Source organism: Pedobacter nyackensis, from assembly GCF_032678475.1.
GTDB lineage: Bacteria > Bacteroidota > Bacteroidia > Sphingobacteriales > Sphingobacteriaceae > Pedobacter > Pedobacter nyackensis_A.
Genome location: NZ_JAVTSF010000005.1, coordinates 281,902 through 306,921, shown reverse-complemented (window position 1 = coordinate 306,921; position 25,020 = coordinate 281,902). Strand labels below are relative to the sequence as shown.

Here is a 25,020-nt window from a genome sequence, read left to right as displayed (position 1 = left end):
TTATTTAAAATTATTTAAATGCAGCTTGTATTTTTCCAACCAAGCCGGTTGTAATCATGTCTCTGGATTGCAGGATCATATTTTTAACGGCGAGCGGACTTGAAATTCCATGTCCGATAATTACAGGAGCATTGACACCTAAAACGGGACTGCCACCATAATTTTCATAATTAAAGCGGTCGAAGAAATCATCTTTCAAACCTCTTTTTAGAGTCAATACATAAAATGATTCTGCCAGTTTCAACATCACATTTCCTGTAAAACCATCGCATACAATAACATCAGCCTTATCGTTGAACAAGTCTCTTCCTTCTACATTACCCACAAAATTGAATAGATTGGTGTCTCTCATTAAAGGGAAAGTCGCCAAACTAAGCATATTGCCTTTTTCATCTTCCTCACCAATGTTTAATAAGGCAACCTTAGGTTGTTTTATATCTAGCATACATTCAGCATACAAACTTCCAAGTACACCAAATTGCAGCAAAGTATCCGGCTTACAATCGGCATTAGCACCAACATCAAGCATCAGGCCTAAGCCTCCGCTGAGTTTTGGAAGAATTGTAGTGATACATGGCCTGATGATTCCCGGAATAGTTTTTACACTGAATACGGCACCAACAAGCATTGCGCCAGAGTTACCTGCGCTAGCAAATGAATCAATTTTACCCTCTTTAAGTAAATTGAAACCAACAGATATACTGGAATTCGGCTTTTGAACAATAGCCTTAGTGGGATGTTCGCCCATACCAATCACCTCTTCGGTATGAACATACTCAAAGTGATCGGGGTTGAATCCGTTTTCAATTAGGATGGGCTTAATTTGCTGGGTATCTCCAATGAGCACTAATTGCTCATCCGAAGATAACAAGGGATGAGCCGCTATTGCTCCTAAAACATTAGCTTTAGGAGCATAGTCTCCGCCCATTATATCGAGACCTATTCTCATAGTAAAATCAGTTTGTGTACCAGGCAAAATTGCCGTTTTTTAACGGCTCTAAGTTAAACTATAGTGCAGTTAAAACACAAACTATTTTTCAAGAAAATTAACCTATTGAGGTGTTTTCAATAACCAATTTACCGTTGTAGTATAAGTTACCATCAACGTTATAAGCGCGGTGAGGAGTATGTATCGCACCTGTTGTCTGACAAGTAGCTAAAGAAGGAGCTTCTGCTTTGTAGTGAGTTCTTCTCTTATCTCTTCTACTCTTAGAAATCTTGCGTTTTGGATGTGCCATTGTTGATTTATTTAATTTATTATTTTAATTTTTTTAATGCTGCCCACCTTGGGTCATCATTTTCTTGTTCGTTTTCCTGTTGTGATCCCACAGCTAAACTTTCCAGTCTTGTAATCATTTCCTGATCGCATTTCTGACCGTCGATGCCATTTTCTTCACAAACTTTAATATAAGGTACCGATACCGTAATGAATTCGTAAATCAGTTCTGAGACATCAAGCTCACTTTCTTTTTTACTTAGCACAATGATCTCCAGATCATCGCTTTCTAATTCATCTTCAGCAAACTTTACAATTTGCCTTTCCTGTATCTCAATTGGCGCCTCAAATTCAGCTAAACACTTGTCGCAATCTAATACTATGTTCCCTTTTATATGGAAATGCAGTATCAGCATCGTCTCCTGTTTGTCGAGCTCAACCTCTGCTTTTAAATTTCCCTTTTTTACCAGTGAATATTCAAAAGCATTAAAAAAGCTGTTATCAATCTCAAAATCAAACTGATGTTTGCCAATTTTTAAGCCTGTAAAGGGGATTGAAAATTGTTTTAGTGGTTTCAATTGTAACAAAATTTTAGCCCGCAAATGTAGAGATTATTTTTAATGCTTGCAAATCTTTTTTAATTCGCGTCGTCTTTCATGTCCGCAGCAGTTTCAATAACTTTTCCACCGCTTCTTAACTGATTACTAAGGAGTGCCTCCTGTTCTCTTCTGTTCTTTACAATATGTGTAGCTGCAAAAACAGCTTCAATAAATGATGATGGATCTGCCAGGTTCTTTCCTGCGATATCATATCCTGTACCATGATCTGGCGAAGTGCGTACAATTTTTAAACCTGCAGAGAAGTTCACACCTGTACCAAAGGCAATGGTCTTAAAAGGAATTAAGCCCTGGTCGTGGTACATGGCTAATACTGCGTCAAATTGCTTATGACTACCATTCCCAAAAAAGCCGTCGGCAGGATAAGGGCCAAAACAAATTACACCTTTGTCAAAGGCTTCCTGGATCGCAGGAACAATGATGTCAGCTTCTTCATTGCCAAGCAAGCCGTTGTCACCTGCATGAGGGTTCAATCCCAAAACAGCAATCTTTGGTTTTTCAATCCAGAAATCCTTCTTCAGGCTTTCATTCATCATTACCAGTTTTTTTACAATTTTTTCTTTCGTGATACTTTGTGCGATGTCTTTAACCGGGATATGTCCTGTTACCACACCTACCCGGATATCCTCGCTGATCATGAACATCAGTACATCTGCGCTGTTACTTTGTTCTTGTAGGAACTCTGTATGTCCCGGGAATTTAAAATTCTCAGATTGTATGTTGTGCTTGTTAATTGGAGCAGTAACCAACGCATCAATTTCTCCTTTTAATAAGGCATCTGTAGCTTTTTGAAGCGATAATAAAGCATATTTTCCACCTGTTTCATTAGAAGTCCCCAGGTCAATCTTCACATCTTCTTCCCAGCAATTGATCAGGTTTGCCTTTTTAGGATTTGCAGTTGAGGGATCATTGATCACATTAAAGGCAAAATCCATTAATCCTAAAGCTTTTCTATGATAAGAAGCCACTTTTGTATGCCCGTACACAATTGGCGTACAGTAGTCAAGTATGCTGTTGTGCGATAAGGTTTTCAGGATTACTTCTAATCCAATCCCATTTATGTCACCAATGCTTATCCCAATTTTGATTTTATTGCTCATGCCCGAATAGAAATTTAGCGCAAATTACAGATTTTCAATTAATGTTAGCTTGATGCTGATAAAACTTTAGTTATTTTGCAGCTTTTAAGGGAGGAAATATGAGTTTGGTTAAGGCAAAAAAACATTTAGGGCAGCACTTTTTAACGGATAAAAATATCGCAGCAAAAATTGTAAACGGACTTGTTCATACAGATAAGTATAAGCAGGTGCTGGAAGTTGGACCGGGAATGGGCATATTGTCTGATCTTTTGCTGGAACGCAATGACATAGAAACGCATCTGATAGATATTGATGTGGAATCTTATCATTTTTTACAGAAAAAGTATCCTCAACTGGGTGACAGATTGATCAACGGAGATTTTCTTGCCCTTGATCTTTCTTCGATATTTAAAGAGAAGTATGCCATTATTGGTAATTTTCCTTATAATATCTCTTCCCAGATCCTTTTTAAAATATTGGAGAACCGCGATAATGTAGTGGAAATGGTCGGTATGTTTCAAAAAGAGGTTGCAGAGCGTTGTGCTTCTAAATCAGGGACAAAAGACTATGGCATATTAAGTGTTTTGATACAGACATATTATGATATAGAGTACCTTTTTACTGTTAAGCCGGGAACATTTAATCCACCACCGAAAGTAAATTCAGGCGTGATCAGGTTAAGCCGCAATAATGTAGAAACATTGCCCTGCGATGAAAAATTGTTTTGGCGGACGGTAAAAGCAGGTTTTAACCAAAGAAGAAAAACTTTGAGAAATGCACTTTCCGGTGTTGTTCCAAAAGATAAAATGGATAACCACCTGTTTTTTGATAAGCGGGCCGAGCAGTTGAGTGTAGCTGATTTTATTGAACTGACGGCGCATTTAACCGCACTTTCTAAATAATACCATCATTATCCGTTATGAAAGGAAAAATATTAATAGTTGATGATTTGCATCCTGTATTTAAGGAACAGGCAGTTGCACAAGGTTATGAAGTTGATGACTACCCATTAATTACCAGGGCGGAAACAATGGCTGTTATTGCCAACTATGCAGGTATTGCTGTTCGTACCAAATTTCAAATTGATAAAGAACTAATGGAGGCAGCTCCAAATCTTCAATTTATTGCAAGAGCGGGTGCAGGCTTAGATAATATTGATGAAACATTTGCAAAACAAAGAAATATAAAGCTGCTGAATGCTCCGGAAGGCAATATGGATGCTGTAGGTGAGCATGCTGTAGGTTTGCTGTTAAGTTTGATGAATAACTATAGAAATGCCGATATTGAAGTTCGAAATGGTATCTGGGACAGAGAAGGTAATCGTGGTTACGAGCTTAAGGGACGTACTGTCGGTATCATTGGGTATGGTTTCATGGGCAGAAGTTTTGCAAAGAAACTAGCAGGTTTTGACGTGAATGTAATCGCTTATGATAAATACAAAACTGGCTTTAGTGATGCGTATGCTAAAGAAGTAAGTATGGAAGAGATGGTAAAGCAATGTGATGTACTGAGCCTTCATATTCCATTAACAAAGGAAACCAGGCAAATGGTTAACGAAGAATATTTGTTGCATTTCCGTAAGCCTATATTCTTTATTAATACGGCGCGTGGAGAGATTGTCAATACCCATGCTGTTTTATCGGCTATTCAAAACAAAAAAATAATTGGTGCCGGATTAGATGTGCTTGAAGTAGAGAAGTTTCCTGCTTTAGGAACACAGGGATGGTTTGATGAGCTTAAATTATCCGGAAAAGTAATTTTAACACCACACGTTGGTGGTTGGACTTTCGAATCTTATCGTAAAATTTCCGAAGTACTGGCCAAAAAACTTGAGACTGTTTAATAAATATATTTGATCACAGGGGTATCATTTAGTATCAAAAATTTGCTTTTGTCCTCACTCCCTGTTATCTTCGTTTTAATTGAAGCAAGACTATGTAGGCTTATAGGCCGATGTAGTCTTGTTTGTTTTTTAGAGGACTTAGAAAAAAATAACGAGCTATGACAGAGGTAACGTATTATACCCAAGATGGTTTAGATAAACTGAAAGAAGAGTTACAGTACTTAAAAACTACTGGAAGGCAAATGATTTCAAAAGCTATTGCCGAAGCAAGAGATAAGGGTGATCTTTCTGAGAATGCTGAGTATGATGCAGCTAAAGAAGCGCAAGGTTTGCATGAAGCAAAAATAGCTAAAATGGAAACTACACTTTCTACAGCAAGGTTAATTGACGAGTCGAAATTAGATACGTCAAAAGTACTGGCACTTTCAATAGTGAAAATAAAAAATGTTAAAAACGGGGCAACCATGTCATACCAGTTGGTTGCAGAATCTGAAGCTGATCTTAAAACAGGGAAAATTTCTGTTAAATCACCAATCGCCAAAGGTTTGCTAGGAAAATCAGTAGGTGATACCACCGAAATTGAAGTGCCTGCAGGTAAAATGGAGTTTGAAATCCTTGAAATCAGCAGATAAAATTTAAAGTTATGGCAAGTATCTTTTCGAAAATTGTAAGTGGTGAAATTCCTGCACATATTGTTGCCGAAACAACCGAGTTTCTAGCATTTCTTGATGTAAGCCCCTTAGTGATGGGACATGTACTGGTTATCCCTAAAAAGGAGATCGATTACATTTTTGATATGGATGAAGAGAGCTACTTTGGATTAACCTTGTTTGCTAAAATAGTGGCAACGGGATTAAAAGAAGCCTTCCCTTGTAAAAAAGTAGGCGTGGCTGTTATCGGATTAGAGGTGCCGCATGTACACATTCACCTGATTCCTATGAATAATGTAAGTGATATGAATTTTAGCAAAGCTAAATTACAACCAACACAGGAAGGACTTGCAGAAGCAGCAGTTAAGATTAAGGCCGCACTTTCTAAAGATTAAGCTTAAAAAATAGGAATCTCCCCGAAGCCGGGAATCTTTTTCCAATGAAGAATTGGAAAAATGTTCCGGTTCTTCTCTGAGACACCAATTTTTCTTTAAGCATTGCATAAAACAAAAAAGCAGGATCAATCATGGTCCTGCTTTTTTGTTTTACGGATGTTCGCAACCGTACATCATCTGTTCATATTCGTACACTTTGTTTTAATTATAGCTTATATTAGCTCCTGTAAGGCATTGGGTAGCCAATGGCACATGGATTGAATCAAGAGGTGTATAATAAATATGAATTATGTTTCGTCACCATCTGTTATTGATATATAGGAATTTTAGGCGGTATAAGAACTCGTTTTTTATCAACCTTATCGGATTGTCTACCGGTATTTCCTGTGCTTTGCTCATTTATTTATGGGTAAACGATGAAATGAAAATGGACCGTTTTCATAACGATCGGTTATACCAGGTTATGGCAAACGAAAACATTACCGAGGGTGTAAATACCGTGGACGCAACGCCAGGTATTTTAGCAGAGACCATGGTAAAGGAAATGCCCGAAGTTGAATCTGCGGTTACGGCCTCGCCAACTTACTGGCTCGGGAAAAGTAGTGTTTCAACCAATAACAAAACTGCTATAAAAGCCGCAGGCAAGTTTGCAGGGGCAGACTTCTTCAAAATATTTTCTTATCCACTCCTTGTCGGAAAGGCAGATCAGGTACTTAAAGATAAAAATACGGTTGTGATTTCTGAGGAATTGGCCCTGAAGCTATTTCGCAGTACAGATGTGATCGGAAAAGAATTTTTGTGGCGTAATGCCGACATGAAGAGTGATAACCATGCGCTGATTTCTGGTGTTTTTAAAGATATCCGCGGAAATTCGTCTGATCATTTTGATTTCCTGGTTTCTCTTGATGTATTTTTTGCTGCAGCTCCCAATTACCTGAAATGGGGAAATTCTGGCCCAAATACCTTTTTTATTTTAAAAGAAGGGGCGGATCCTTTGCAATTCAATGCAAAGATTAAAGGTTTTCTAAAAACAAAAGGGCAAACTAACATTAGTTTGTTCATCAGGCCTTACGGAGATAGTTACCTGTATAGCAAATTTGAAAATGGAAAGGTTGCAGGTGGCAGGATTGATTATGTGAAACTGTTTTCTCTTATTGCGGTATTCATTTTACTCATTGCCTGTATTAATTTTATGAATCTCTCAACAGCAAAAGCATCCAGAAGGCTAAAAGAAGTTGGTGTTAAAAAGGTAATGGGTGCACAGCGGAGCTCATTAATTCTACAATACATGGCCGAATCAATGCTTTTAACCGTAATGGCTGTATTTGTTTCATTGCTTGCAGTAGAGCTGTTGTTACCACAGTTTAATACGATTGTAGACAAGCAGCTCAGCCTGCACTATAGCGTCCCACTGATTTTAGCTTTGCTTGGCATAACTGTTTTCACAGGATTAATAGCTGGAAGTTACCCTGCATTTTATCTTTCAGGTCTCAAACCTGCATTAGCCTTAAAAGGCAGGCTCAATTTAACACAAGGCGCATTATGGACCCGGCAGGGGCTGGTGGTTTTTCAGTTTACACTTTCAGTAATCTTAATTGTGGCTGTACTGGTTATCTACAAACAAATAGAATACGTTCAGCACAAAAATCAGGGCTATCAAAGGGATAATGTACTTTATTTTGAGGCCGCAGGGAAGTTTAAAAATAACATCAACTTTGCTATAGATGCAATTAAAAAAATGCCAGGGGTAATCAATGCATCCAGTATAGACAGGGAATTGCTTGGCGACCTGAACTATACTTTTGGGGATTTCAATTGGGAAGGGAGAGACCCTAAAGAGGTGATTAAATTTCAGCGGGCAGATGTCAATAGCGGCCTGTTTGAAACATTGGGTATAAAAATGGCGGAGGGGAGAAGTTTCTCTGATAAATTTAGATCGGATACCTCAAAGATCATTGTCAATGAAGCAGGTATAAAAGTAATGCGTTTAAAAAATCCCGTAGGCAAAGTGTTTAATATCTGGGGAACAGACTTTCAGATTATTGGCGTGATTAAGGATTTTCATTTTGAATCATTACACCAAACGATAAAACCAATGTTCTTTAAATATCGTCCCCAATATACCAATAGGATTATGGTGAATGTTAGTGCCGGCAAGTTAAAAGAAGTTATTGATGGCCTTCAGAGGATGAATGCGACTTATAACCCGGGCTACAATATGGATATTAAATTCCTGGATCAGGACTTTCAGGCACAATATGTAGCCGAAAGCAGGGTAGCTTTGTTATCTCGCTATTTTGCGGCAATAGCTGTTGTGATTTCCTGCCTGGGATTATTTGGTCTGGCAACATTTACAGCCGAAAGGAGATTAAAAGAAATTGGGATCAGGAAAGTTTTAGGCGCCAGTGGTTTGCATGTGGTTTATACACTGTCCAAAGATTTTACAAAGCCTGTTGTCGCCGCCATATTGATTGCAATTCCGATTAGCTATGTGCTGACCCAGAACTGGCTCAATTCCTTTGCTTACAGAATTGAACTAAGGCTTTGGTATTTTGTTGCTGCGGGGTTCCTGGCTTTGTTAATATCAGTTGTAACGGTACTTACACAAGCTTTGAGAGCGGCAAATGTTAATCCGGTTCAGTGCTTAAAAGCAGATGGATAGACTGACTAAATGTTATTTTAACTTTTCGTTGTTTTTATGCCTGTCTGCGTCCCTGATACTTTTCTTTTCCAGGTTTTTTTCCATTGCAGCAGTTAAATCGATGCCAGTTTGGTTGGCCAGGCAAATCAATACAAATAATACATCAGCCATTTCGTCGCCCAGGTCAACTGCTTCATCACTCTTTTTAAAAGATTGCTCACCATATTTACGAGACATGATCCGGGCTACTTCACCAACTTCCTCCATCAGGATAGCGGTATTGGTTAGCTCGTTGAAATAACGGATGCCTGTTGTTTTGATCCACTGGTCTACTGTTTCCTGTGCTTCTGCTATGGTCATATTACTCTTTGTTTTTTGTGTCGATAACGATCGTAACCGGGCCATCATTTACCAGGCTGATTTTCATATCGGCCCCAAATACTCCGGTTTGTATAGTTTTGTTTAATAAGGAAGAAAGCTGCTTAATCATCGACTCATAAAGCGGAATCGCTTTGTCTGGTCTGGCAGCCCTGGTAAAACCAGGTCTGTTGCCCTTTTTAGTAGTGGCAAATAAAGTAAACTGGCTAATCAGCAGGATATTTCCATCAACGTCGGCCAAAGCCTTATTCATCAAGCCTTCCGCATCACCAAATACCCTCATGTTTACGATTTTTCCTGCCAGCCATTCCAGGTCTTCCTTGGTATCTGCGTCTTCAATGCCAAGTAATACCAGGAAACCAAGATCAATACTGCCGGTAATCTGCTCGTTAACCATGCAACTGGCCGACGTCACTCTTTGTATAACAGCTCTCATTTAAGCCCGGGTCTCATTTCCATTGTAAATACTCAGATAGCTTTCGTACCTGCTGATTTCTATGTCACCACTCTCTACCGCTTTAATTACGGCACATCCAGGTTCATTTACGTGCCTGCAATTGTTGAAACGACACTGGTTCATCATTGCCCGCATTTCTCTGAAGTAATGTCCCAGTTCCTCAGGTTTGATGTCGTAAATACCCAATTCCCGTATTCCCGGTGTATCAATCAGGTATCCACCAAAAGGAAGTGTATGCATCTCTGCAAAAGTAGTCGTATGCTGTCCTTTATCACTAGATTCAGATATTTCCCCGGTTTTGATGCTGCGACCAGGTAATAAAGCATTGATCAGACTAGATTTTCCGACACCAGAGTGACCAGAGAACAATGTAGTTTTATCTTTTAACAGGCTTTCAATTAGAGGGATGTTTGTGCCCTCCAAAGCTGAAACGGAATAGCAGGGGTAACCAATATTTTCATAGATATTTTTATACATCTCCAAAACTTCCAGTCCATCTTCATTAAAAAGATCCAGTTTGTTAAAAATCAGTACAGCTGGGATATCATAAGCCTCGGCAGTGGCCAGAAAGCGGTCAATAAAGCCCAATGAAGTACGTGGTGAGGCCAGCGTAACCACAAGAAAAGCCTGATCCAGGTTCGCTGCAATGATCTGTGCCTGTTTGGAAAGATTAATGGATTTGCGGATAATGTAATTCCTGCGGTCATGCAACTTATTGATAATTCCATTTTCCGAATTTGGCTCCAGCTCAAACTCCACACGATCGCCAACTGCAACAGGGTTGGTAGTTTGGATACCTTGTATCCTAAACTTGCCTTTTATCCGGCAGTCGTAATCAAGCCCGTTTTCTGCATGTACCTGATACCAGCTTCCTGTTGATTTTATAATTAATCCTTGCATATAATGCGTAAAGGTAAGAAAATGTAGGAATTTATAATTCCTACTAAATCGATCTGCTAATAATTTATTTCTATAAACATTTGCTAATTAGAAAAATATAACTTTACTTTACCGCCAGTTACAAACAGTGTAAAAAATACGATGTATAACAATTCAACCATTACTACCACTACCACAACCACCGGCATAGCACGGAGGAAGGTAAGCTAGTGGGCTGAAAAATAAAATATAACAACCACAAAAAAAGCGCCTTCCTCTAACACAGGAAGGCGCTTTTTTTTTACCAAAACCGTTTGAGTTCTGCTCGGACAAGCTTCAATGCAAAGAAGATATAAACGAATTATTGAAAAACTATGAATATTTTAAAATTTGGAGGTACGTCTGTCGGTTCAGCACAAAGCATAAGTGCGCTGATAAATATCTTAAAGAAGGAAAAGGGGGAGGAAAACCCAATTGTTGTTCTTTCGGCAATGGGGGGCGTAACCAACACCCTGTTGGAAATGGCAGAAAATGCACGGAATGGAGAAGATTATGCCGATCAGCTTAAGGGAATTGAAACCAAGCATTTCGAAGTTATTCGAACCTTACTGCCTGCAGGGGCACAAAATCCGGTACTTACCAAATTAAAAATTTATTTCAATGAGTTAGAGGATATCCTGCAATCTGTTTACAACCTAAGGGAGTTAAGTCTGCAAACCAAAGACCTGATTTTAAGTTATGGCGAACGTTGTTCAAACGCAATGGTTAGTCATATTGCCCGTCAGCAATTCCCTAACGCATTTTATGTGGATGGATCTGAACTGATCAAGACGGACAGTAACTTTGGTCAGGCCAAAGTGAATACCCAGCTGAGCGAAATATTGATCCGCGAATTCTACGAATCGAATAGCGATAAATTACTTTTTGTGACCGGTTTCATTTCCAGTAATGATCAGGGACGGATTACTACACTGGGAAGAGGTGGTAGCGATTATACTGCTGCCATCTGGGGCGCGGCATTAAATGCACAGGAAATTCAGATCTGGACAGATGTTGACGGTATGCTGACCGCAGATCCGAGGATTGTAAAAAAGGCCTTCTCACTGCCCGAGTTAAGTTATATTGAAGCTATGGAGCTTTCTTATTTTGGCGCAAAGGTAATTTATCCGCCAACCATGACCCCGGCATTTTTAAAGAAAATACCAATTGTTATAAAGAATACTTTCAACGTTGATTTCCCCGGTACTTATATCAAACATGGTGCTCAGGCCTCAACATTACCTATAAAAGGGATTTCTTCAATAGATGAAATCAGTATACTAAACCTTTCCGGAAGTGGGATGGTAGGTAAAGCTGGATTTAGCGGAAGGTTATTCTCGCTGTTATCCAGAGAGCAGGTAAATGTGGTACTCATTACCCAATCTTCTTCAGAGCATAGCATTACTTTTGCGGTGAAGCCTACTGATGCTTTAAAAGCATTGGCTTTGATCAGCAAAGAATTTGAACTGGAACTACAGGCACGTAAGCTGGAATATCCGGAAGTAGAAAATGGACTTTCTGTTTTGGCCATTGTTGGTGAGAACATGAAACGTACACCTGGTATTTCCGGACGGTTGTTTAGCGCATTAGGTAGAAACGGCGTAAACATCAGGGCAATTGCACAAGGGTCGTCAGAATATAACATCTCTGTGATCCTATCAAGGGCAGACCTTTCGAAAGCGGTAAACGCTGTACACGATGCCTTTTATTCAGATTTAAAGAAAACTTTGAATGTCTTTTGTCTGGGTACAGGAAACATAGGTAAAACTCTATTCCAGCAATTGCAGCATCAGATGCCATTCCTGGCTAAAAATAACGACCTTCAGGTAAAAGTGATGGGCATTAGCAACACCCGTAAAATGTACCTGAATCCAGAAGGAATAGACCTTAATGCCTGGGAGCCCGAACTCGAAGCACAAGGTGAAAAGGCGGATTTAGGCGAGTTCATCAAAAAAATGAAAGCCATGAACCTTGCCAATTGTGTGTTTGTGGACAACACCGCCAGTCATAATCCAATCCAGTATTATCTTGATGTACTGCAATCCAGTATTTCGGTGGTAACTTGTAATAAAATAGGAAACTCTGCAGAATATGAGCAGTATGTGGCCTTTAAAGAGGCTGCCAGGAAACATGGGGTAGAATTTTATTACGAAACGAATGTAGGCGCAGGTTTACCAATTATCCGTACTTTGAAAGATTTGATGCTTAGCGGTGATAGAATTGGACGTATCGAAGCGATCTTATCAGGCACCATCTCTTACATCTTTAACAATTTTAAGGGCGACAGGTTGTTTCATGAAGTGGTAAAAGAAGCACAGGACCTTGGATATACTGAACCTGATCCGAGAGATGATCTGAATGGTAAGGACTTTATGCGTAAAATGTTGATCCTTGCCCGCGACGCAGGATATGCTTTGGAAGAAAAAGATGTATCCATAGAAAGTATGCTTCCTGATGCATGTTTAGCGGCAAATAGTGTAGCTGACTTTTATAAAGAAATGGAAAAGAATGCAGCACACTTTGAAAACTTAAAAATGGAAGCTGCTAAAGGAAATAAAGTGTTGAGGTACATTGGTAAGCTGGAAGATGGTAAGGTTTCTATCACGCCACAGATGGTGGATGACAGTCATCCTTTCTATATGCTTTCGGGAAGCGACAATATTATCTCTTTCACTACGGATAGATATAAAGACCGCCCGCTTGTAGTAAAGGGGCCTGGAGCTGGAGCTGAGGTAACTGCCGCAGGGGTATTCGCAGACATTATAAACGTGGGTAAAAGATAATCGATATATGAATAAGTCAATAAAAGTTTTTGCCCCGGCTACTGTAGCCAACGTAGTATGTGGGTTTGATGTACTTGGATTTGCTGTAAACCAGCCGGGTGATGAGGTGATTATGCGCCTTACAGATAAGCCAGGGGTTTCTCTTTTAAAAATTACAGGTGATGAAGGTCGTTTGCCTTTAAACCCTGATAAGAATACAGTGAGTGCTATAGCAAAACATTACCTGCAACATATCGGTCGCCCGGATGCTGGTATTGAAATAGAGCTTCATAAAAAAATGCCTATTGGCAGTGGTCTTGGATCTAGTTCTGCAAGTACTGTTGCTGGTCTGTTTGCAATTAATTCCCTGTTTGATAACCAGCTGACCAATAAAGAGCTTGTTCCTTTTGCAATGAAAGGAGAGGAGCTGGCCTGTGGTTATGGTCACGCTGATAATGTAGCTCCTGCCTTATTGGGTGGATTTGTATTGATCAGAAGTTATAGCCCGCTGGATATCATTAGTCTGCCTTTTCCACAGGACCTACATGCGGCTATAGTGTACCCGGAAGTAGAAGTGCCTACTAAAGATGCCCGTCAGATGATCCGCTCAAAAGTGTTTTTAAAGGATGCGGTAACCCAGTGGGGTAATGTTGCAGGACTGGTAAGCGGTTTGTTTATGAATGATTACGAGCTGATTGGTCGCAGTATGACAGATGTATTGGTAGAGCCTACCCGTTCTATTCTGATCCCTGATTTTGACAGATTAAGAGAACTGGCAATGGAAGCGGGGGCAGTAGGCTTTGGTATTTCAGGTTCCGGCCCGTCGGTATTTGCATTAACCAAAGATCCTGAAACAGCCAGACAGATTACTCAGAAATTGCAGCAACATTTGCAGCATATTGACATCAATAGCCTTGCCTTTGTTTCTGAAGTCAACAAAAAAGGCCCAATTATTTTAGATTAAACAAAATGAAACTATACAGTACCAACAACCATAACCTTAGCGTCGATTTCCCTACTGCAGTGTTTAATAGCATGCCGTTAGACAAAGGACTCTATATGCCTGTGAATATCCCGCAATTGGATCAGGAGTTTATTGATAACATTGATAAATTCACTTTATCTCAGATTGCTTTTAAAGTAGCCTCTGTGTTGATGAAGGATACGATCCCGTTGGAAGATTTGCAGGGAATTATTGACGATGCCATTAATTTTGAAGCACCTGTGGTAGAGCTCGACGAAGAAACGTACGTGCTGGAACTTTTTCACGGTCCTTCATTGGCATTTAAAGATTTTGGTGCCCGGTTTATGAGCCGTATTATGGCCTATTTCCTAAAGGAAAATGAAAAGACTTTAGATGTATTGGTAGCTACTTCCGGAGATACCGGAGGAGCTGTAGCATTAGGCTTTTTAGGTGTGCCCAATACCCGTGTGACTATATTATACCCAAAAGGTAAAGTAAGTGAAATACAGGAACTGCAGTTATGCACAAACGGACAAAATATTCATGCGATTGAAGTTGATGGTACTTTTGACGATTGCCAGGCGCTGGTGAAGCAAGCGTTTGCAGACGAAGAGTTGAACGCTAAACTTCGTCTTACCTCTGCTAACTCTATCAATATATCCAGGTTAATTCCCCAAACATTCTATTATTTTAATGCTTATGCACAGTTAAAACGACAAGGGAAAGAAGCGCTTGTATTTTCCGTGCCTAGCGGAAACTTTGGTAATATCGGAGCAGGTTTGTTAGCTTATAAAATGGGCTTACCGGTGAAACAATTTATTGCTGCAACCAATGTTAATGATACCGTGCCACGCTTTTTAAATACCGGTGTGTATGAAACGCGACCATCTGTTCAAACTTACGCCAATGCGATGGATGTAGGTGCGCCAAGTAACTGGGTAAGGATAATGGACTTGTTTAAAAATGACCAGTCTGCTTTAAAACAGGTTGTACAAAGTGATAGTTATACCGACGAACAGACATTGCAAGCTATAAAAGACATTTACAATACTTATGATTATGTGGCATGTCCGCATACAGCAATTGCATGGGCAGCCTTAAAAGCTTATCAACGGGAACACCCGGAAGTTACAGGAGTATTTCTTTCTACAGCTCATGCTTGTAAATTCCCTGATATTTTCCCTGAAGAAATGAAGGCTAAAATTGAAATTCCGGAACAGGTAAAGGATCTTGCTGCGAAACCAAAGCAGGCTACAACGATGGATACCAGTTTTGAATCATTTAAAGAATATTTAACTACTTCTTACTAAAACGCATAATGGCAATATCGCCCATCATAAAGTTAAGGGTAGTGTCGTTCGTTATAGAATAAGTACTTGCTTTTTTCAGCATCTCTACAAAAGTGGTCTCTCCTTCACCAGGGCAGGCCATTTTTGTCATCATGAAGGGTTTAGTGAAATTGAGGGTGGTATCATCGGCAACCAATTGTCCCGAAAAGGAATTACAACTCGTATTTCCGCTAAATCTTTTCTCAGTGATATCAAATTTAATGATTGGTTTTTTGCCTGGGTATAATCCATTGAATGCAATTCTTGGTCCAGATATGTAATTCAACTCCCAGGTACCCCCCAATTGTGATAAGCCACCATTTCCTATAGTTCCGGGTTTCATCGTTGTACAAGCTGTTAAAGAGCTTATCATAACTGTAAATAGCATCAACCTTTTCATCATAATTCACTAAACTTTTATGTGAAGGTACAAAGAGTATTCCAAAACTGAAGGAACAAAGTATCAATGTTGTGGCGTAATGACTGGAAAAGGCTCGCTAAAATTGAGTGTTTAATACAGTCGTCTTCCTGAATTTATTTTGCTGCGAAGCAAAATAAATTCAGGAAGAGGTGATGCATAACAAAAGCATTATGCTAATGATAACTGTATTAGTCTGTATTTAAAAAATGGCTCTGGCTATCCTTTTTGTAGGCTCGGGGTTACCCATTGTGTAAAAATGTAATACCGGTGCTCCCATTGCTTTAAGCTCCTTACACTGGTTGATCATCCATTCAATTCCAACCTCTTTTACCTCTTTTTCTGACTTGCATGACTGTACAGCTTCGGTTAGTTCCAGCGGAATGTCGAGGTGGAAAATTTTTGGTAAACTAATCAATTGTTTACTGTTGGTAATCGGCTTTAAACCTGGAATGATGGGTACATTGATCCCATTAGTTCTACATTTTTCTACAAATTCAGCATACTTTTTATTATCGAAGAACATCTGTGTAACGATAAAATCCGCACCGGTATCAACTTTATGTTTCAGGTATTTAAAATCAGTATCCAGGTTGGGCGACTCAAAATGTTTTTCGGGGTATCCTGCAACTCCTATACAAAAATCTGTTTTTTCCGCACTTTCCATATCATCATGCAGATATTTGCCATTATTCATGTTTACTACGTGCTGTAAAAGCTCAGAGGCGTAAGCATGGCCATTAGGTGTAGGAATAAATCCATTGTCGCTTTTGCGCGCATCACCTCTTAAAACAAGTACATTGTCAATACCAAGAAACTGAAGATCAATCAAAGCGTTCTCCGTCTCGTCCTTCGTAAAACCACCGCAGATTAAATGGGGTACTGCATCTACCTTGTATTTATTCATAATGGCGGCACAGGTGGCTACTGTACTTGGACGCTTGCGGTAGGCCACTTTTTCAAGTAAGCCATTGGCATGTTGCTTATAAATGTAGTCTTCACGCAGGTAAGTTACATCAATAAAAGGCGGATTAAACTCCATTAGCGGATCTATGGCATCAAATATTCCTTTAATGCTTTGCCCCTTTATTGGTGGAAGTAATTCAAATGAGAACAAGGTTTTACCCTCGGCGTTATTTATATGGTCTATAATTTTCATAGTTGAGTTATGTGTTGAAGGTTTAGTGTTATAGGTTTGTATGTCTATCTGACCAAACCCCGATAATATTTTATAAACCCATTTAACAATTTTCTAGTTATTTCTAATTTATTTAGTATTGGTTTTAAAGATAATTCGTCAATATATTTTTGGTCAAAAGAAATGTATAATTGAGTTTCCAATTCATACAATGAGCCTCTTGAAATGAAAAAAAACTGAATACTGTCTTTTGGATGATTACGCCCACAACCTTCGGCGATGTTTGATGGTATTGAAACCGCACACCGTCTCATCTGGTTCATGAGCCCAAAAATTTCTTCCTTTGGAAAACGTTTAGTTGCAACGTAAATATCATTAACCAAAGTCCTTGCTTCCTTCCACACATCCAAATCAGTATATACTTTTTTTTCCATTGCGAGTTGTTTATTATAGGTTGTAAGTTATGAGTTGCCAGTTATTGGTTGTAAGTTAGGACTTTGGGTATCAATTCTCCACAACCTACAACACATAACTTACAACCCATAACTTACAACACACAATATCATTAATACGCAAGATTAGGACTAAGCCATCTTTCTACTTCTTCAAGCGGCATATTTTTTCTTATTGCATAATCCTCAACCTGATCTTTGGTGATTTTACCTAATCCAAAATACCTTGATTGAGGGTGTGCAAAATAAAATCCGCTTACCGCTGCGGTTGGATACATGGCGTAACTTTCAGTTAAACGCAAGCCGATCTTTGCCTCAGCATCTAATAATTGGAATAAAGTACCTTTTTCGGTATGTTCCGGACAAGCGGGATAACCGGGGGCAGGACGGATGCCCGAATATTCTTCTTTAATCAAAGCTTCATTATCCAGTGCTTCATCTTTCGCATAACCCCAATAATCTTTACGTACCAGTTCGTGCATCTTCTCAGCAAAAGCTTCGGCAAGCCTATCGGCCAGGGCTTTAGCCATAATGCTGTTGTAATCATCATAAACAGCTTCAAATTCTGCTACCAATTCGTCACAACCAATCCCCGTTGTTAAAGCGAAACCGCCAAAATAATCAGGAATACCAGTGTCTTTCTGTGCAACAAAGTCCGAAAGTGCATAGTAAGGCTGGTCAGCAGTTTTTTCAGCTTGCTGGCGCAACGTATGGATCACTTCTTCTTTACCATCTACATTTAACACAATATCATCACCAACAGCATTTGCCGGCCAGAAACCAATTACCGCTTTCGCCGTTAACAATTTCTCGTCAACAATCCTTTTTAACAAAGTTTGTGCATCAGCGAATAGTTTTTTTGCTTCATCGCCAACCACTTTGTCTTCCAGGATCCTTGGGTAAGCACCGCGGAGTTCCCAGGTCTGGAAAAATGGAGTCCAGTCAATATAAGGAACAAGGTCTTCCAGCGGATAGTTTTCAAATACCCGTGTGCCTGTAAAGGTTGGGGCAGGGGCCACTAATGCCGGATCTATTTTAAAGTTATCCTTACGTGCTTCTTCAATGGTTTTAAAACGCTTGTCAGACCGTTTGTTTAAATGTGCTTCACGTGCCTTGTCGTATTCAGCTCTGATCCCGGCAATATACTCATCCCTGGTTTCCTTGTTCATCAACGTACTGGCTACTGTTACACTTCTCGACGCATCCAGTACGTGTATAGCCGGGCCCGAATAGTTCGGTGCCACTTTTACTGCAGCGTGAATACGGGAGGTCGTAGCTCCACCGATCATCAGCGGAATGGTAAAACCTTCACGTTCCATCTCTTTAGCGAAATGGACCATTTCATCTAAGGAAGGCGTGATTAGTCCGCTTAAACCAATAATATCAGCATTAATTTCTTTGGCTTTTTTTATGATTTCCTGTGCGGGAACCATTACGCCCATATCGACAATTTCGAAGTTGTTACAAGCCAGTACGACACCAACAATATTTTTTCCAATATCATGCACATCACCTTTTACAGTAGCCATTAATATCCTTCCTGCTGATGAATTCTGATCCTGGTCCGGGTTGTTTAGTTTTTCCTGCTCAATAAAAGGCAGTAAGTAAGCCACGGCTTTTTTCATTACACGGGCAGATTTTACTACCTGCGGAAGGAACATTTTTCCGGCACCAAAAAGGTCACCTACAATGTTCATTCCGTCCATTAAAGGCCCTTCAATTACCTGAATTGGCCTTGCATATTTCTGGCGTGCCTCTTCTACATCATTATCCAGGTACTCGATAATTCCTTTAACAAGGGCATGCGATAAACGTTCCTCAACGGTACCTTTACGCCATTCCTCGTCTCTTACAATCTCTTTTCCTTTAGACTTAATGGTATCTGCAAATTCAACCAGTCTTTCTGTAGCATCCTCTCTGCGGTTTAGCAATACGTCTTCCACCAGCACCAGTAGTTCAGGTGGGATCTCCTGGTAAACCTCAAGCATACCAGCATTCACGATCCCCATGTCCAGTCCGGCTTGAATAGCGTGGTACAAAAAGGCCGAGTGCATGGCCTCTCTAACTGTATTATTCCCTCTAAAAGAGAAGGATATATTGGATACACCACCACTTACTTTTGCGTAAGGAAGGTTTTCTTTAATCCATCGGGTAGCATTTATAAAATCTACCGCATAGTTATTGTGTTCTTCCAGACCAGTAGCAACCGTCAGAATGTTCGGGTCAAAGATGATATCCTGTGGCGGGAAGCCAATTTCATCTACTAAAATATCGTATGATCTTTTGCAGATCTCTTTTCTTCTTTCAAAATTATCGGCTTGCCCAAGTTCATCGAAAGCCATTACCACTACGGCAGCACCGTAAGTCATAATCTTACGTGCACTCTCTTTAAACTTGTCTTCTCCTTCTTTTAAGGAAATGGAGTTCACAATCCCTTTACCCTGTAAACATTTTAATCCTGCTTCAATAACCGACCATTTTGATGAATCGACCATGATAGGCAGTTTAGAAATATCAGGCTCAGAAGCAATCAGGTTCAGGAACTTCGTCATCGAAGCTTCAGAGTCGATCATTCCTTCATCCATGTTTACATCAATCACCTGTGCGCCACCTTCAACCTGCTGACGGGCAACGGTCAATGCGGCTTCAAAATCTCCTCCTAAAATTAATTTAGAGAATTTTGGCGACCCGGTGATATTTGTACGCTCACCAATATTTACGAAAATGCTTTCCGGTGTAATGGTAACAGGTTCCAGACCACTTAAGCGCATGTAAGGCTCCAATGTTGGAATTTTACGTGGTGCTACATTTTTTGCTTTCGCGGCAATACAGCCGATATGTTCTGGTGTGGTACCACAGCAACCACCTACAATATTTACAAAACCATGCTGAATAAAGTCTTCAACCAGGTGAGCAGTCTCGTGTGGCATTTCATCATAAGCACCAAACTCGTTTGGTAAACCTGCATTTGGGTAGGCCGATACGTAGCACGGTGCCTTTGCAGAAAGCTCTTCGATGTGCGGTCTCATGTCTTTAGCACCCAAGGCACAGTTAAAACCTATGCTTATTGGGTCGGCATGGATTACAGAGTTCAGGAAAGCCTCGGCCGTTTGTCCGCTAAGCGTTCTTCCTGAGGCATCGGTAATTGTGCCCGAGATCATGATCTCTATTTTGCGGCCAATTTCTGCTTCATACTTTTTAATTGAAAATATGGCAGCCTTGGCATTCAAGGTGTCAAAAATGGTTTCGATCAATAGCAGGTCAGAACCGCCATCAACCAGTCCTCGAACCTGTTGATCGTAAGCATCAACCAGTTCATCAAAGGTAATGGCCCTAAAACCAGGATCATTTACATCCGGAGAGATGGATAATGTTCTGTTGGTTGGCCCTACAGCTCCGGCTACAAAACATTTACGGTCTGGATTGACCGCCATAAATTCGTTAACGGCTTCTTTGGCAATTTTAGCACCTTCAAAGCTCATCTCATAGTCCAGCTCTTCCATCTGGTAATCGGCCAGAGAAATACGTTGTGTACTAAAAGTATTGGTTTCAATGATATCAGTACCGGCCTTCAGGTATTCGGTATGTATCTCTTTAATGATGTCGGGACGCGTTAAGTTTAATAAATCGTTGTTCCCTTTTACATCACATGGGTGATTTTTGAAGCGCTCGCCTCTAAAATCTTCTTCAGTTAAAACGTATCGCTGAATCATAGTGCCCATTGCACCATCAATAATTAGGATTCGTTTTTCTAATTCTTCTCTAATGTTCATTTAAAAAAAATCATATGAGCAGGTAATAAGCTATTTTTGATAGAGGCGAAAGCCTAAACAAGTGCCGAACTCATTACGTACAAAGCTTATTCGGAATTCTGGTGTTGGACGAATTCAACTTATCTTTCCGGAACCAATGGTTCAGTCCCAGTAGAATTTAGCACCTTGTAAGCACAGGTTGCCAAGACTTCGCAGGGTCTAATCCCTCCGTCTTTCTCTATAAGCATTACAAAGGTGCAACAAAGAAAAATCATTTCCAAAAAAACAGAGGTTAAAGCATATAAAATTGTATTGAACATACATATTGCTGTGTGAAAAAGAATTATATTTTGTGTTTTGAGGTAATTGTTTGTGCTTTCTCGAATAAACTTAACCTGGGGTAAAGCTATTTCAGGACGATACTCTTGTTGCACTGAAATAGGGTTGATTGTAGATTGGTCAAGGTTTTCTTCGGAAAAAGGGTGCCTTTTTCCGAAGAAAGGTGCAGGGAATGTGCACCAAACCTTTATGTAAGGCCGGCTTTGCATAGTCCTGGAATAGCTTTATTCTTTTGTCGGGGATGAGGTGTTCTTTTGATTTAATATTGCTTTTCCATTGATCTGAGCAAAAGGATGTCAGTTCCTGTTCTGAGTTTATATTTACTTAGGTATTAACTTATACTTAACAGGGCGTTAGTAGGACCTTAGTAGGGCTAGGGGGTAAAGCAAGGCCCTACTAACGCCCTACTAAGGCCCTACTAACACCCTAGTAACACCGAACGCAGAAAGTCATTAGAATTAACTTTGGAGAAAGTGTCTTGTGCTGTTTTACGAAAAAAAATTTTGTTTTATCGGCTGTAAGCTTTGGTAACGTGTAGCATCCTGGTGTTACCTTTAATGGATTTTATTTTTCCACGTAATGCTTCATTGTCGAACGTGTTGTACCAGGTTATCTTGATGGGACCAACGGACTTCACTGTCCCTTTAGGATCATGGATGTCAAAACTGTTGTTGTAGTTGATATTAATATTTCCAATAGACTTTAATGTTCCGTTAACATCATGAATATCAAAATTGTTATTGTATTTGATGACTATCTTTCCAATTGATTTTAACCTGCCTTTTTTGTCATGAATATCGAAATCGCTGTAATAATCGAATGGAATTCCATCTATTGATTTTATTTTTCCTGATTTGGAGCTGTCGAAATTATCATAGTAAGTAACATTCAAATTGCCAAGGTTTTTTGGCCCCTGCACAGGGTTATCCTCAAAGTCGGCCCAGGAGTTACCGTTGTTGCGCTTGAGGGGTTCTAAAAAACATATTCCGCCCTTGTCGTCCAGACCAATAATGAAGGTGTTAAAAGTGAGTTCAATTTCCTGTATACCTTTTTTATAATCTTCAATTATAAAATTAGTACGGATAATTTCCTGTGTTTTGCCGGCCAGTCCAATGCATAGCATTAAGCTGAGGATAAGTAGTTTCTTGTAATTCATATGTGTAGATGTGTTTTGTGGCAGTACCTAAAGCTGCTGGTACTAATGTAATCGTTTTTTATGCCGGGAATATATCTTATCATGTAAATATTTAGATAGAGGCCAAAAAAAATCCCTCTGATTTTTAGTTCAGAGGGATTTTTTTGTTTTGATCAGAAAAAATTATCTTCTGTCTCCAAATATTCTTAGCAGGTAAATGAAGATGTTTAAGAAGTCAAGATAAAGTGACAAAGCACCCATGATAGCCAGTTTCTTAGTATCAGCATCTTGCATCTGTGCGCCACTTTCTTCTAAACCAGCACCTATTCTTTTCAGTTTTTGAACATCGTAAGCAGTTAAGGCAGTAAAGATAGCGATACCGATAAAGGCCATGAATAAGCTAAAGTTTTCACTTTGGATGAACATATTTACCACACTGGCAATTACCAAACCTACTACACCGATCATTAAGATTGGGCCAAATTTACTTAAGTCCACATTGGTGGTATAGCCCATTACAGCCATAATACCAAATATACCGGCAGCACCAATAAAGCAGCTCAATACTGAGCCAGAGGTATAAGCTAGCAGGATAAAACTTAAGCTAACCCCGGTTAATACAGAATAAAGAATGAAAACACCTACCAATGCCCCAAAAGAGAGACGGTTAAGGCCTGCACTCATCAATAAAACCAAGCCAAGCGGAGCAAGCATCGCTACCCAACCTAACATACCCATTTTACCAGTTTCTTGATTGATCAGGTAAGTCATCATTTCAGGTGTGCTCGACATATAGTAAGCCGCAAAGCTAGATAAGCTTAGTGCCACAAACATCCATAAGAACACATTAGCGAAGAATTTCTTACCCACACCAGCCGTTGTCTTTTCTACAAAAACGGTTTGCTGTGACCAGTCGTAATTATTTTTGTTATCCATTTGTTTTAAATTTATTTAAAGTTACTAATTGTTTCTATCATACAAAAGCTATGCCCCAAGCCTTTTTGTCAGGGTTTCTTCAACTTTTTTAAAGAATTGAAGTGGTTTTAAAGTCCGCCATGCCAAATCGTCAAGCTGTCCACCAAAGTTGATATAGTAATCAATATTGTTGTTTTTGAACTCGTTGATGACATGTTCCTGGAAGTTAATACCTGTAATCCAGCCGTCTTCAACCTCCTGAAACCACTCTTCATAATAACTGTCTTCTTCAGAAGAATGGAAATTCAATACGTTTTCGCCAATGAGGATAAATTTGTTAATGCCTTCGTCCATCATCAGTTCTATAATTTCGCGTTTTAACAGCATGATATCATTTCCGATGGCATCGTTCCATTCACCAATGAATTCAATGATCGCATAGTTTCTTTCATAATCCGCATACAATACTTTAAGGTAAAGTGTGCCGGATCCGAAGTCGTCCCACTGTGGATGAATAAGGAAGTTATACAGTTGTTTATCGAAATAAAACTCCGAATACTCCGTATTGTAAAAAGGGGAACGCTCATCTTCGGCCGCGATATAATCATCGCGCCAGAGATAGTAAGGTTCTATTTCGTGCATGAGGATATTTTTTATTTACCAGCTTCAACAGCTTTACGAACACTTCCGTAGCGTAGCAGCAGTTCTGCAGCCTCATCGTGGCCGATATTTAACTCTTCCATTACCATTTGTGTGCCTCTGTCAACCAGTTTATGATTGGTTAACTGCATATCCACCATTTTATTGCCTTTTACTCTACCCAGTCTAATCATTACCGTGGTACTCAGCATATTTAAAACCAGTTTTTGTGCGGTTCCTGATTTCATGCGTGTCGATCCGGTCAGGAATTCAGGGCCAACGACTACTTCTACAGGGTAATCACTTTCAGCGACAATAGGACCACCTTCATTGCAAACTATGCAGCCGGTAAGTACTCCGTGCTGACGAGCTGTATTTAAGCCGCCTACAACGTAAGGTGTTGTGCCAGATGCGGCAAGGCCTACAAGACAGTCATTTGAATTGATGTTAAACTCCTGAAGATCTACCCATGCTTGCGCGGCATCGTCTTCCGCATTTTCAACAGCTTTTCTGATGGCTGTATCGCCGCCGGCAATAATGCCAACTACCCAGTCAAATGGGACACCAAAAGTAGGGGGGCATTCCGAGGCATCAACAACCCCTAAACGGCCACTTGTGCCTGCGCCGATATAAAATAACCTTCCGCCATTTTTCATTCGCTCTGCTATTGCAGTGGCCAATTTTTCAATTTGTGGAATTGCTTTCTCTACTGCCAGGGGAACAAGCTTGTCCTCCTGGTTTATGCTTTTCAGAATCTCGAGTACAGACATCTGGTCGATGTTGTGATGCTTTGATTCCTGCTCGGTTATTCTTATCATAATCTTTTTTCCTTGGTTTTTGCTTTTTTAAAGCCTTTGTTTATCCCCGGATCGTTTTTACATCTTCGATCTGGTTCGGAAATAGTTTTATAAAACTCGGCATTTTCTTATTAAACAAGAAATTTAAGCATAAAATCAACCTATTTTGTTACGATTTCAGCAGCAT

Annotated in this window: 23 protein-coding genes and 1 riboswitch; of the genes, 8 read left to right on the top strand and 15 right to left on the bottom strand. The window is 39.8% G+C overall.

Features of this window, described 5'->3' with window-relative positions:
* Positions 1–10: 10 nt before the first annotated feature.
* The 4 genes from plsX to pdxA all read right to left on the bottom strand — a co-directional run bounded on the left by plsX (position 11) and on the right by pdxA (position 2,933).
* Entirely contained in the window at positions 11–949 is a 939-nt protein-coding gene (plsX, locus tag R2Q84_RS17615) for a phosphate acyltransferase PlsX (protein ID WP_316817894.1), read from the bottom strand.
* Positions 950–1,046: 97 nt separating this feature from the next.
* Entirely contained in the window at positions 1,047–1,238 is a 192-nt protein-coding gene (rpmF, locus tag R2Q84_RS17610) for a 50S ribosomal protein L32 (RefSeq protein WP_048903635.1), read from the bottom strand.
* Positions 1,239–1,257: 19 nt separating this feature from the next.
* Positions 1,258–1,794 carry a DUF177 domain-containing protein gene (locus tag R2Q84_RS17605; RefSeq protein ID WP_316817893.1) on the bottom strand — a complete coding sequence of 179 codons (537 nt, stop codon included), beginning with the start codon at positions 1,792–1,794 and terminating at the stop codon, positions 1,258–1,260.
* A gap of 59 nt (positions 1,795–1,853) precedes the next feature.
* Complete coding sequence (gene pdxA, locus R2Q84_RS17600) at positions 1,854–2,933, bottom strand: 4-hydroxythreonine-4-phosphate dehydrogenase PdxA (RefSeq protein WP_316817892.1); 1,080 nt, start codon at positions 2,931–2,933, stop codon at positions 1,854–1,856.
* 98 nt (positions 2,934–3,031) lie between these two features.
* Between pdxA and rsmA the strand changes: the two genes are divergently transcribed.
* From rsmA to R2Q84_RS17575, 5 genes are all read left to right on the top strand, one after another.
* Positions 3,032–3,814, top strand: a complete 783-nt coding sequence (gene rsmA / locus R2Q84_RS17595; protein ID WP_316817891.1) for a 16S rRNA (adenine(1518)-N(6)/adenine(1519)-N(6))-dimethyltransferase RsmA — start codon at positions 3,032–3,034, stop codon at positions 3,812–3,814.
* Positions 3,815–3,831: 17 nt separating this feature from the next.
* On the top strand, positions 3,832–4,755 hold the full coding sequence (locus R2Q84_RS17590) for a 2-hydroxyacid dehydrogenase (protein ID WP_316817890.1): 924 nt from the start codon (positions 3,832–3,834) through the stop codon (positions 4,753–4,755).
* 158 nt (positions 4,756–4,913) lie between these two features.
* Positions 4,914–5,387 (top strand): transcription elongation factor GreA, encoded by a 474-nt coding sequence (greA, locus tag R2Q84_RS17585; protein WP_316817889.1) that lies wholly within the window; start codon positions 4,914–4,916, stop codon positions 5,385–5,387.
* Positions 5,388–5,398: 11 nt separating this feature from the next.
* Complete coding sequence (locus R2Q84_RS17580; protein ID WP_316817888.1) at positions 5,399–5,800, top strand: HIT family protein; 402 nt, start codon at positions 5,399–5,401, stop codon at positions 5,798–5,800.
* A gap of 289 nt (positions 5,801–6,089) precedes the next feature.
* Positions 6,090–8,462: an ABC transporter permease gene (locus R2Q84_RS17575; protein ID WP_316817887.1), complete on the top strand. Its 2,373-nt coding sequence runs from the start codon at positions 6,090–6,092 to the stop codon at positions 8,460–8,462.
* 12 nt (positions 8,463–8,474) lie between these two features.
* Here the strand turns inward: R2Q84_RS17575 and R2Q84_RS17570 are convergent, their stop codons facing one another.
* From R2Q84_RS17570 to rsgA, 3 genes are read right to left on the bottom strand one after another with little or no spacing between them, the layout of a single operon-like run.
* Complete coding sequence (locus tag R2Q84_RS17570; RefSeq protein WP_316817886.1) at positions 8,475–8,801, bottom strand: nucleotide pyrophosphohydrolase; 327 nt, start codon at positions 8,799–8,801, stop codon at positions 8,475–8,477.
* A gap of 1 nt (position 8,802) precedes the next feature.
* On the bottom strand, positions 8,803–9,255 hold the full coding sequence (gene dtd, locus R2Q84_RS17565) for a D-aminoacyl-tRNA deacylase (RefSeq protein ID WP_316817885.1): 453 nt from the start codon (positions 9,253–9,255) through the stop codon (positions 8,803–8,805).
* Positions 9,256–10,176, bottom strand: coding sequence for a ribosome small subunit-dependent GTPase A (gene rsgA / locus R2Q84_RS17560; protein ID WP_316817884.1), 921 nt, complete (start codon positions 10,174–10,176; stop codon positions 9,256–9,258). It lies immediately after the preceding gene.
* A gap of 353 nt (positions 10,177–10,529) precedes the next feature.
* Here rsgA and thrA point away from each other — a divergent pair, with 353 nt between their 5' ends.
* Genes thrA through thrC form a run of 3 tightly spaced genes read left to right on the top strand, consistent with a single transcriptional unit; the run spans position 10,530 to position 15,230 of the window.
* The gene (thrA, locus tag R2Q84_RS17555; protein ID WP_316817883.1) at positions 10,530–12,977 is read left to right on the top strand and encodes a bifunctional aspartate kinase/homoserine dehydrogenase I; all 2,448 of its coding nucleotides are present in this window, start codon (positions 10,530–10,532) and stop codon (positions 12,975–12,977) included.
* Between the two features lie 7 nt (positions 12,978–12,984).
* The gene (locus tag R2Q84_RS17550) at positions 12,985–13,920 is read left to right on the top strand and encodes a homoserine kinase (RefSeq protein ID WP_316817882.1); all 936 of its coding nucleotides are present in this window, start codon (positions 12,985–12,987) and stop codon (positions 13,918–13,920) included.
* 5 nt (positions 13,921–13,925) lie between these two features.
* On the top strand, positions 13,926–15,230 hold the full coding sequence (gene thrC, locus R2Q84_RS17545) for a threonine synthase (protein WP_316817881.1): 1,305 nt from the start codon (positions 13,926–13,928) through the stop codon (positions 15,228–15,230).
* Here thrC and R2Q84_RS17540 read toward each other — a convergent pair.
* The 8 genes from R2Q84_RS17540 to murQ form a co-directional block, all read right to left on the bottom strand.
* Positions 15,217–15,621: an META domain-containing protein gene (locus R2Q84_RS17540; protein ID WP_316817880.1), complete on the bottom strand. Its 405-nt coding sequence runs from the start codon at positions 15,619–15,621 to the stop codon at positions 15,217–15,219. The two genes, thrC and R2Q84_RS17540, sit on opposite strands and share 14 nt — an antisense overlap.
* 247 nt (positions 15,622–15,868) lie before the next feature.
* Complete coding sequence (metF, locus tag R2Q84_RS17535) at positions 15,869–16,825, bottom strand: methylenetetrahydrofolate reductase [NAD(P)H] (RefSeq protein WP_316817879.1); 957 nt, start codon at positions 16,823–16,825, stop codon at positions 15,869–15,871.
* A 44-nt stretch (positions 16,826–16,869) separates the two neighbouring features.
* Positions 16,870–17,238 carry a four helix bundle protein gene (locus R2Q84_RS17530; RefSeq protein WP_316817878.1) on the bottom strand — a complete coding sequence of 123 codons (369 nt, stop codon included), beginning with the start codon at positions 17,236–17,238 and terminating at the stop codon, positions 16,870–16,872.
* Positions 17,239–17,369: 131 nt separating this feature from the next.
* The gene (gene metH / locus R2Q84_RS17525) at positions 17,370–21,029 is read right to left on the bottom strand and encodes a methionine synthase (RefSeq protein ID WP_316817877.1); all 3,660 of its coding nucleotides are present in this window, start codon (positions 21,027–21,029) and stop codon (positions 17,370–17,372) included.
* Between the two features lie 116 nt (positions 21,030–21,145).
* Positions 21,146–21,255, bottom strand: a riboswitch (SAM riboswitch).
* A 600-nt stretch (positions 21,256–21,855) separates the two neighbouring features.
* Positions 21,856–22,503, bottom strand: coding sequence for a hypothetical protein (locus R2Q84_RS17520; protein ID WP_316817876.1), 648 nt, complete (start codon positions 22,501–22,503; stop codon positions 21,856–21,858).
* Between the two features lie 162 nt (positions 22,504–22,665).
* The gene (locus R2Q84_RS17515; RefSeq protein WP_316817875.1) at positions 22,666–23,418 is read right to left on the bottom strand and encodes a Bax inhibitor-1/YccA family protein; all 753 of its coding nucleotides are present in this window, start codon (positions 23,416–23,418) and stop codon (positions 22,666–22,668) included.
* 48 nt (positions 23,419–23,466) lie between these two features.
* Entirely contained in the window at positions 23,467–24,039 is a 573-nt protein-coding gene (locus R2Q84_RS17510; protein ID WP_316817874.1) for a hypothetical protein, read from the bottom strand.
* 11 nt (positions 24,040–24,050) lie between these two features.
* Positions 24,051–24,854: an N-acetylmuramic acid 6-phosphate etherase gene (gene murQ, locus R2Q84_RS17505; RefSeq protein WP_316817873.1), complete on the bottom strand. Its 804-nt coding sequence runs from the start codon at positions 24,852–24,854 to the stop codon at positions 24,051–24,053.
* Positions 24,855–25,020: the final 166 nt, after the last annotated feature.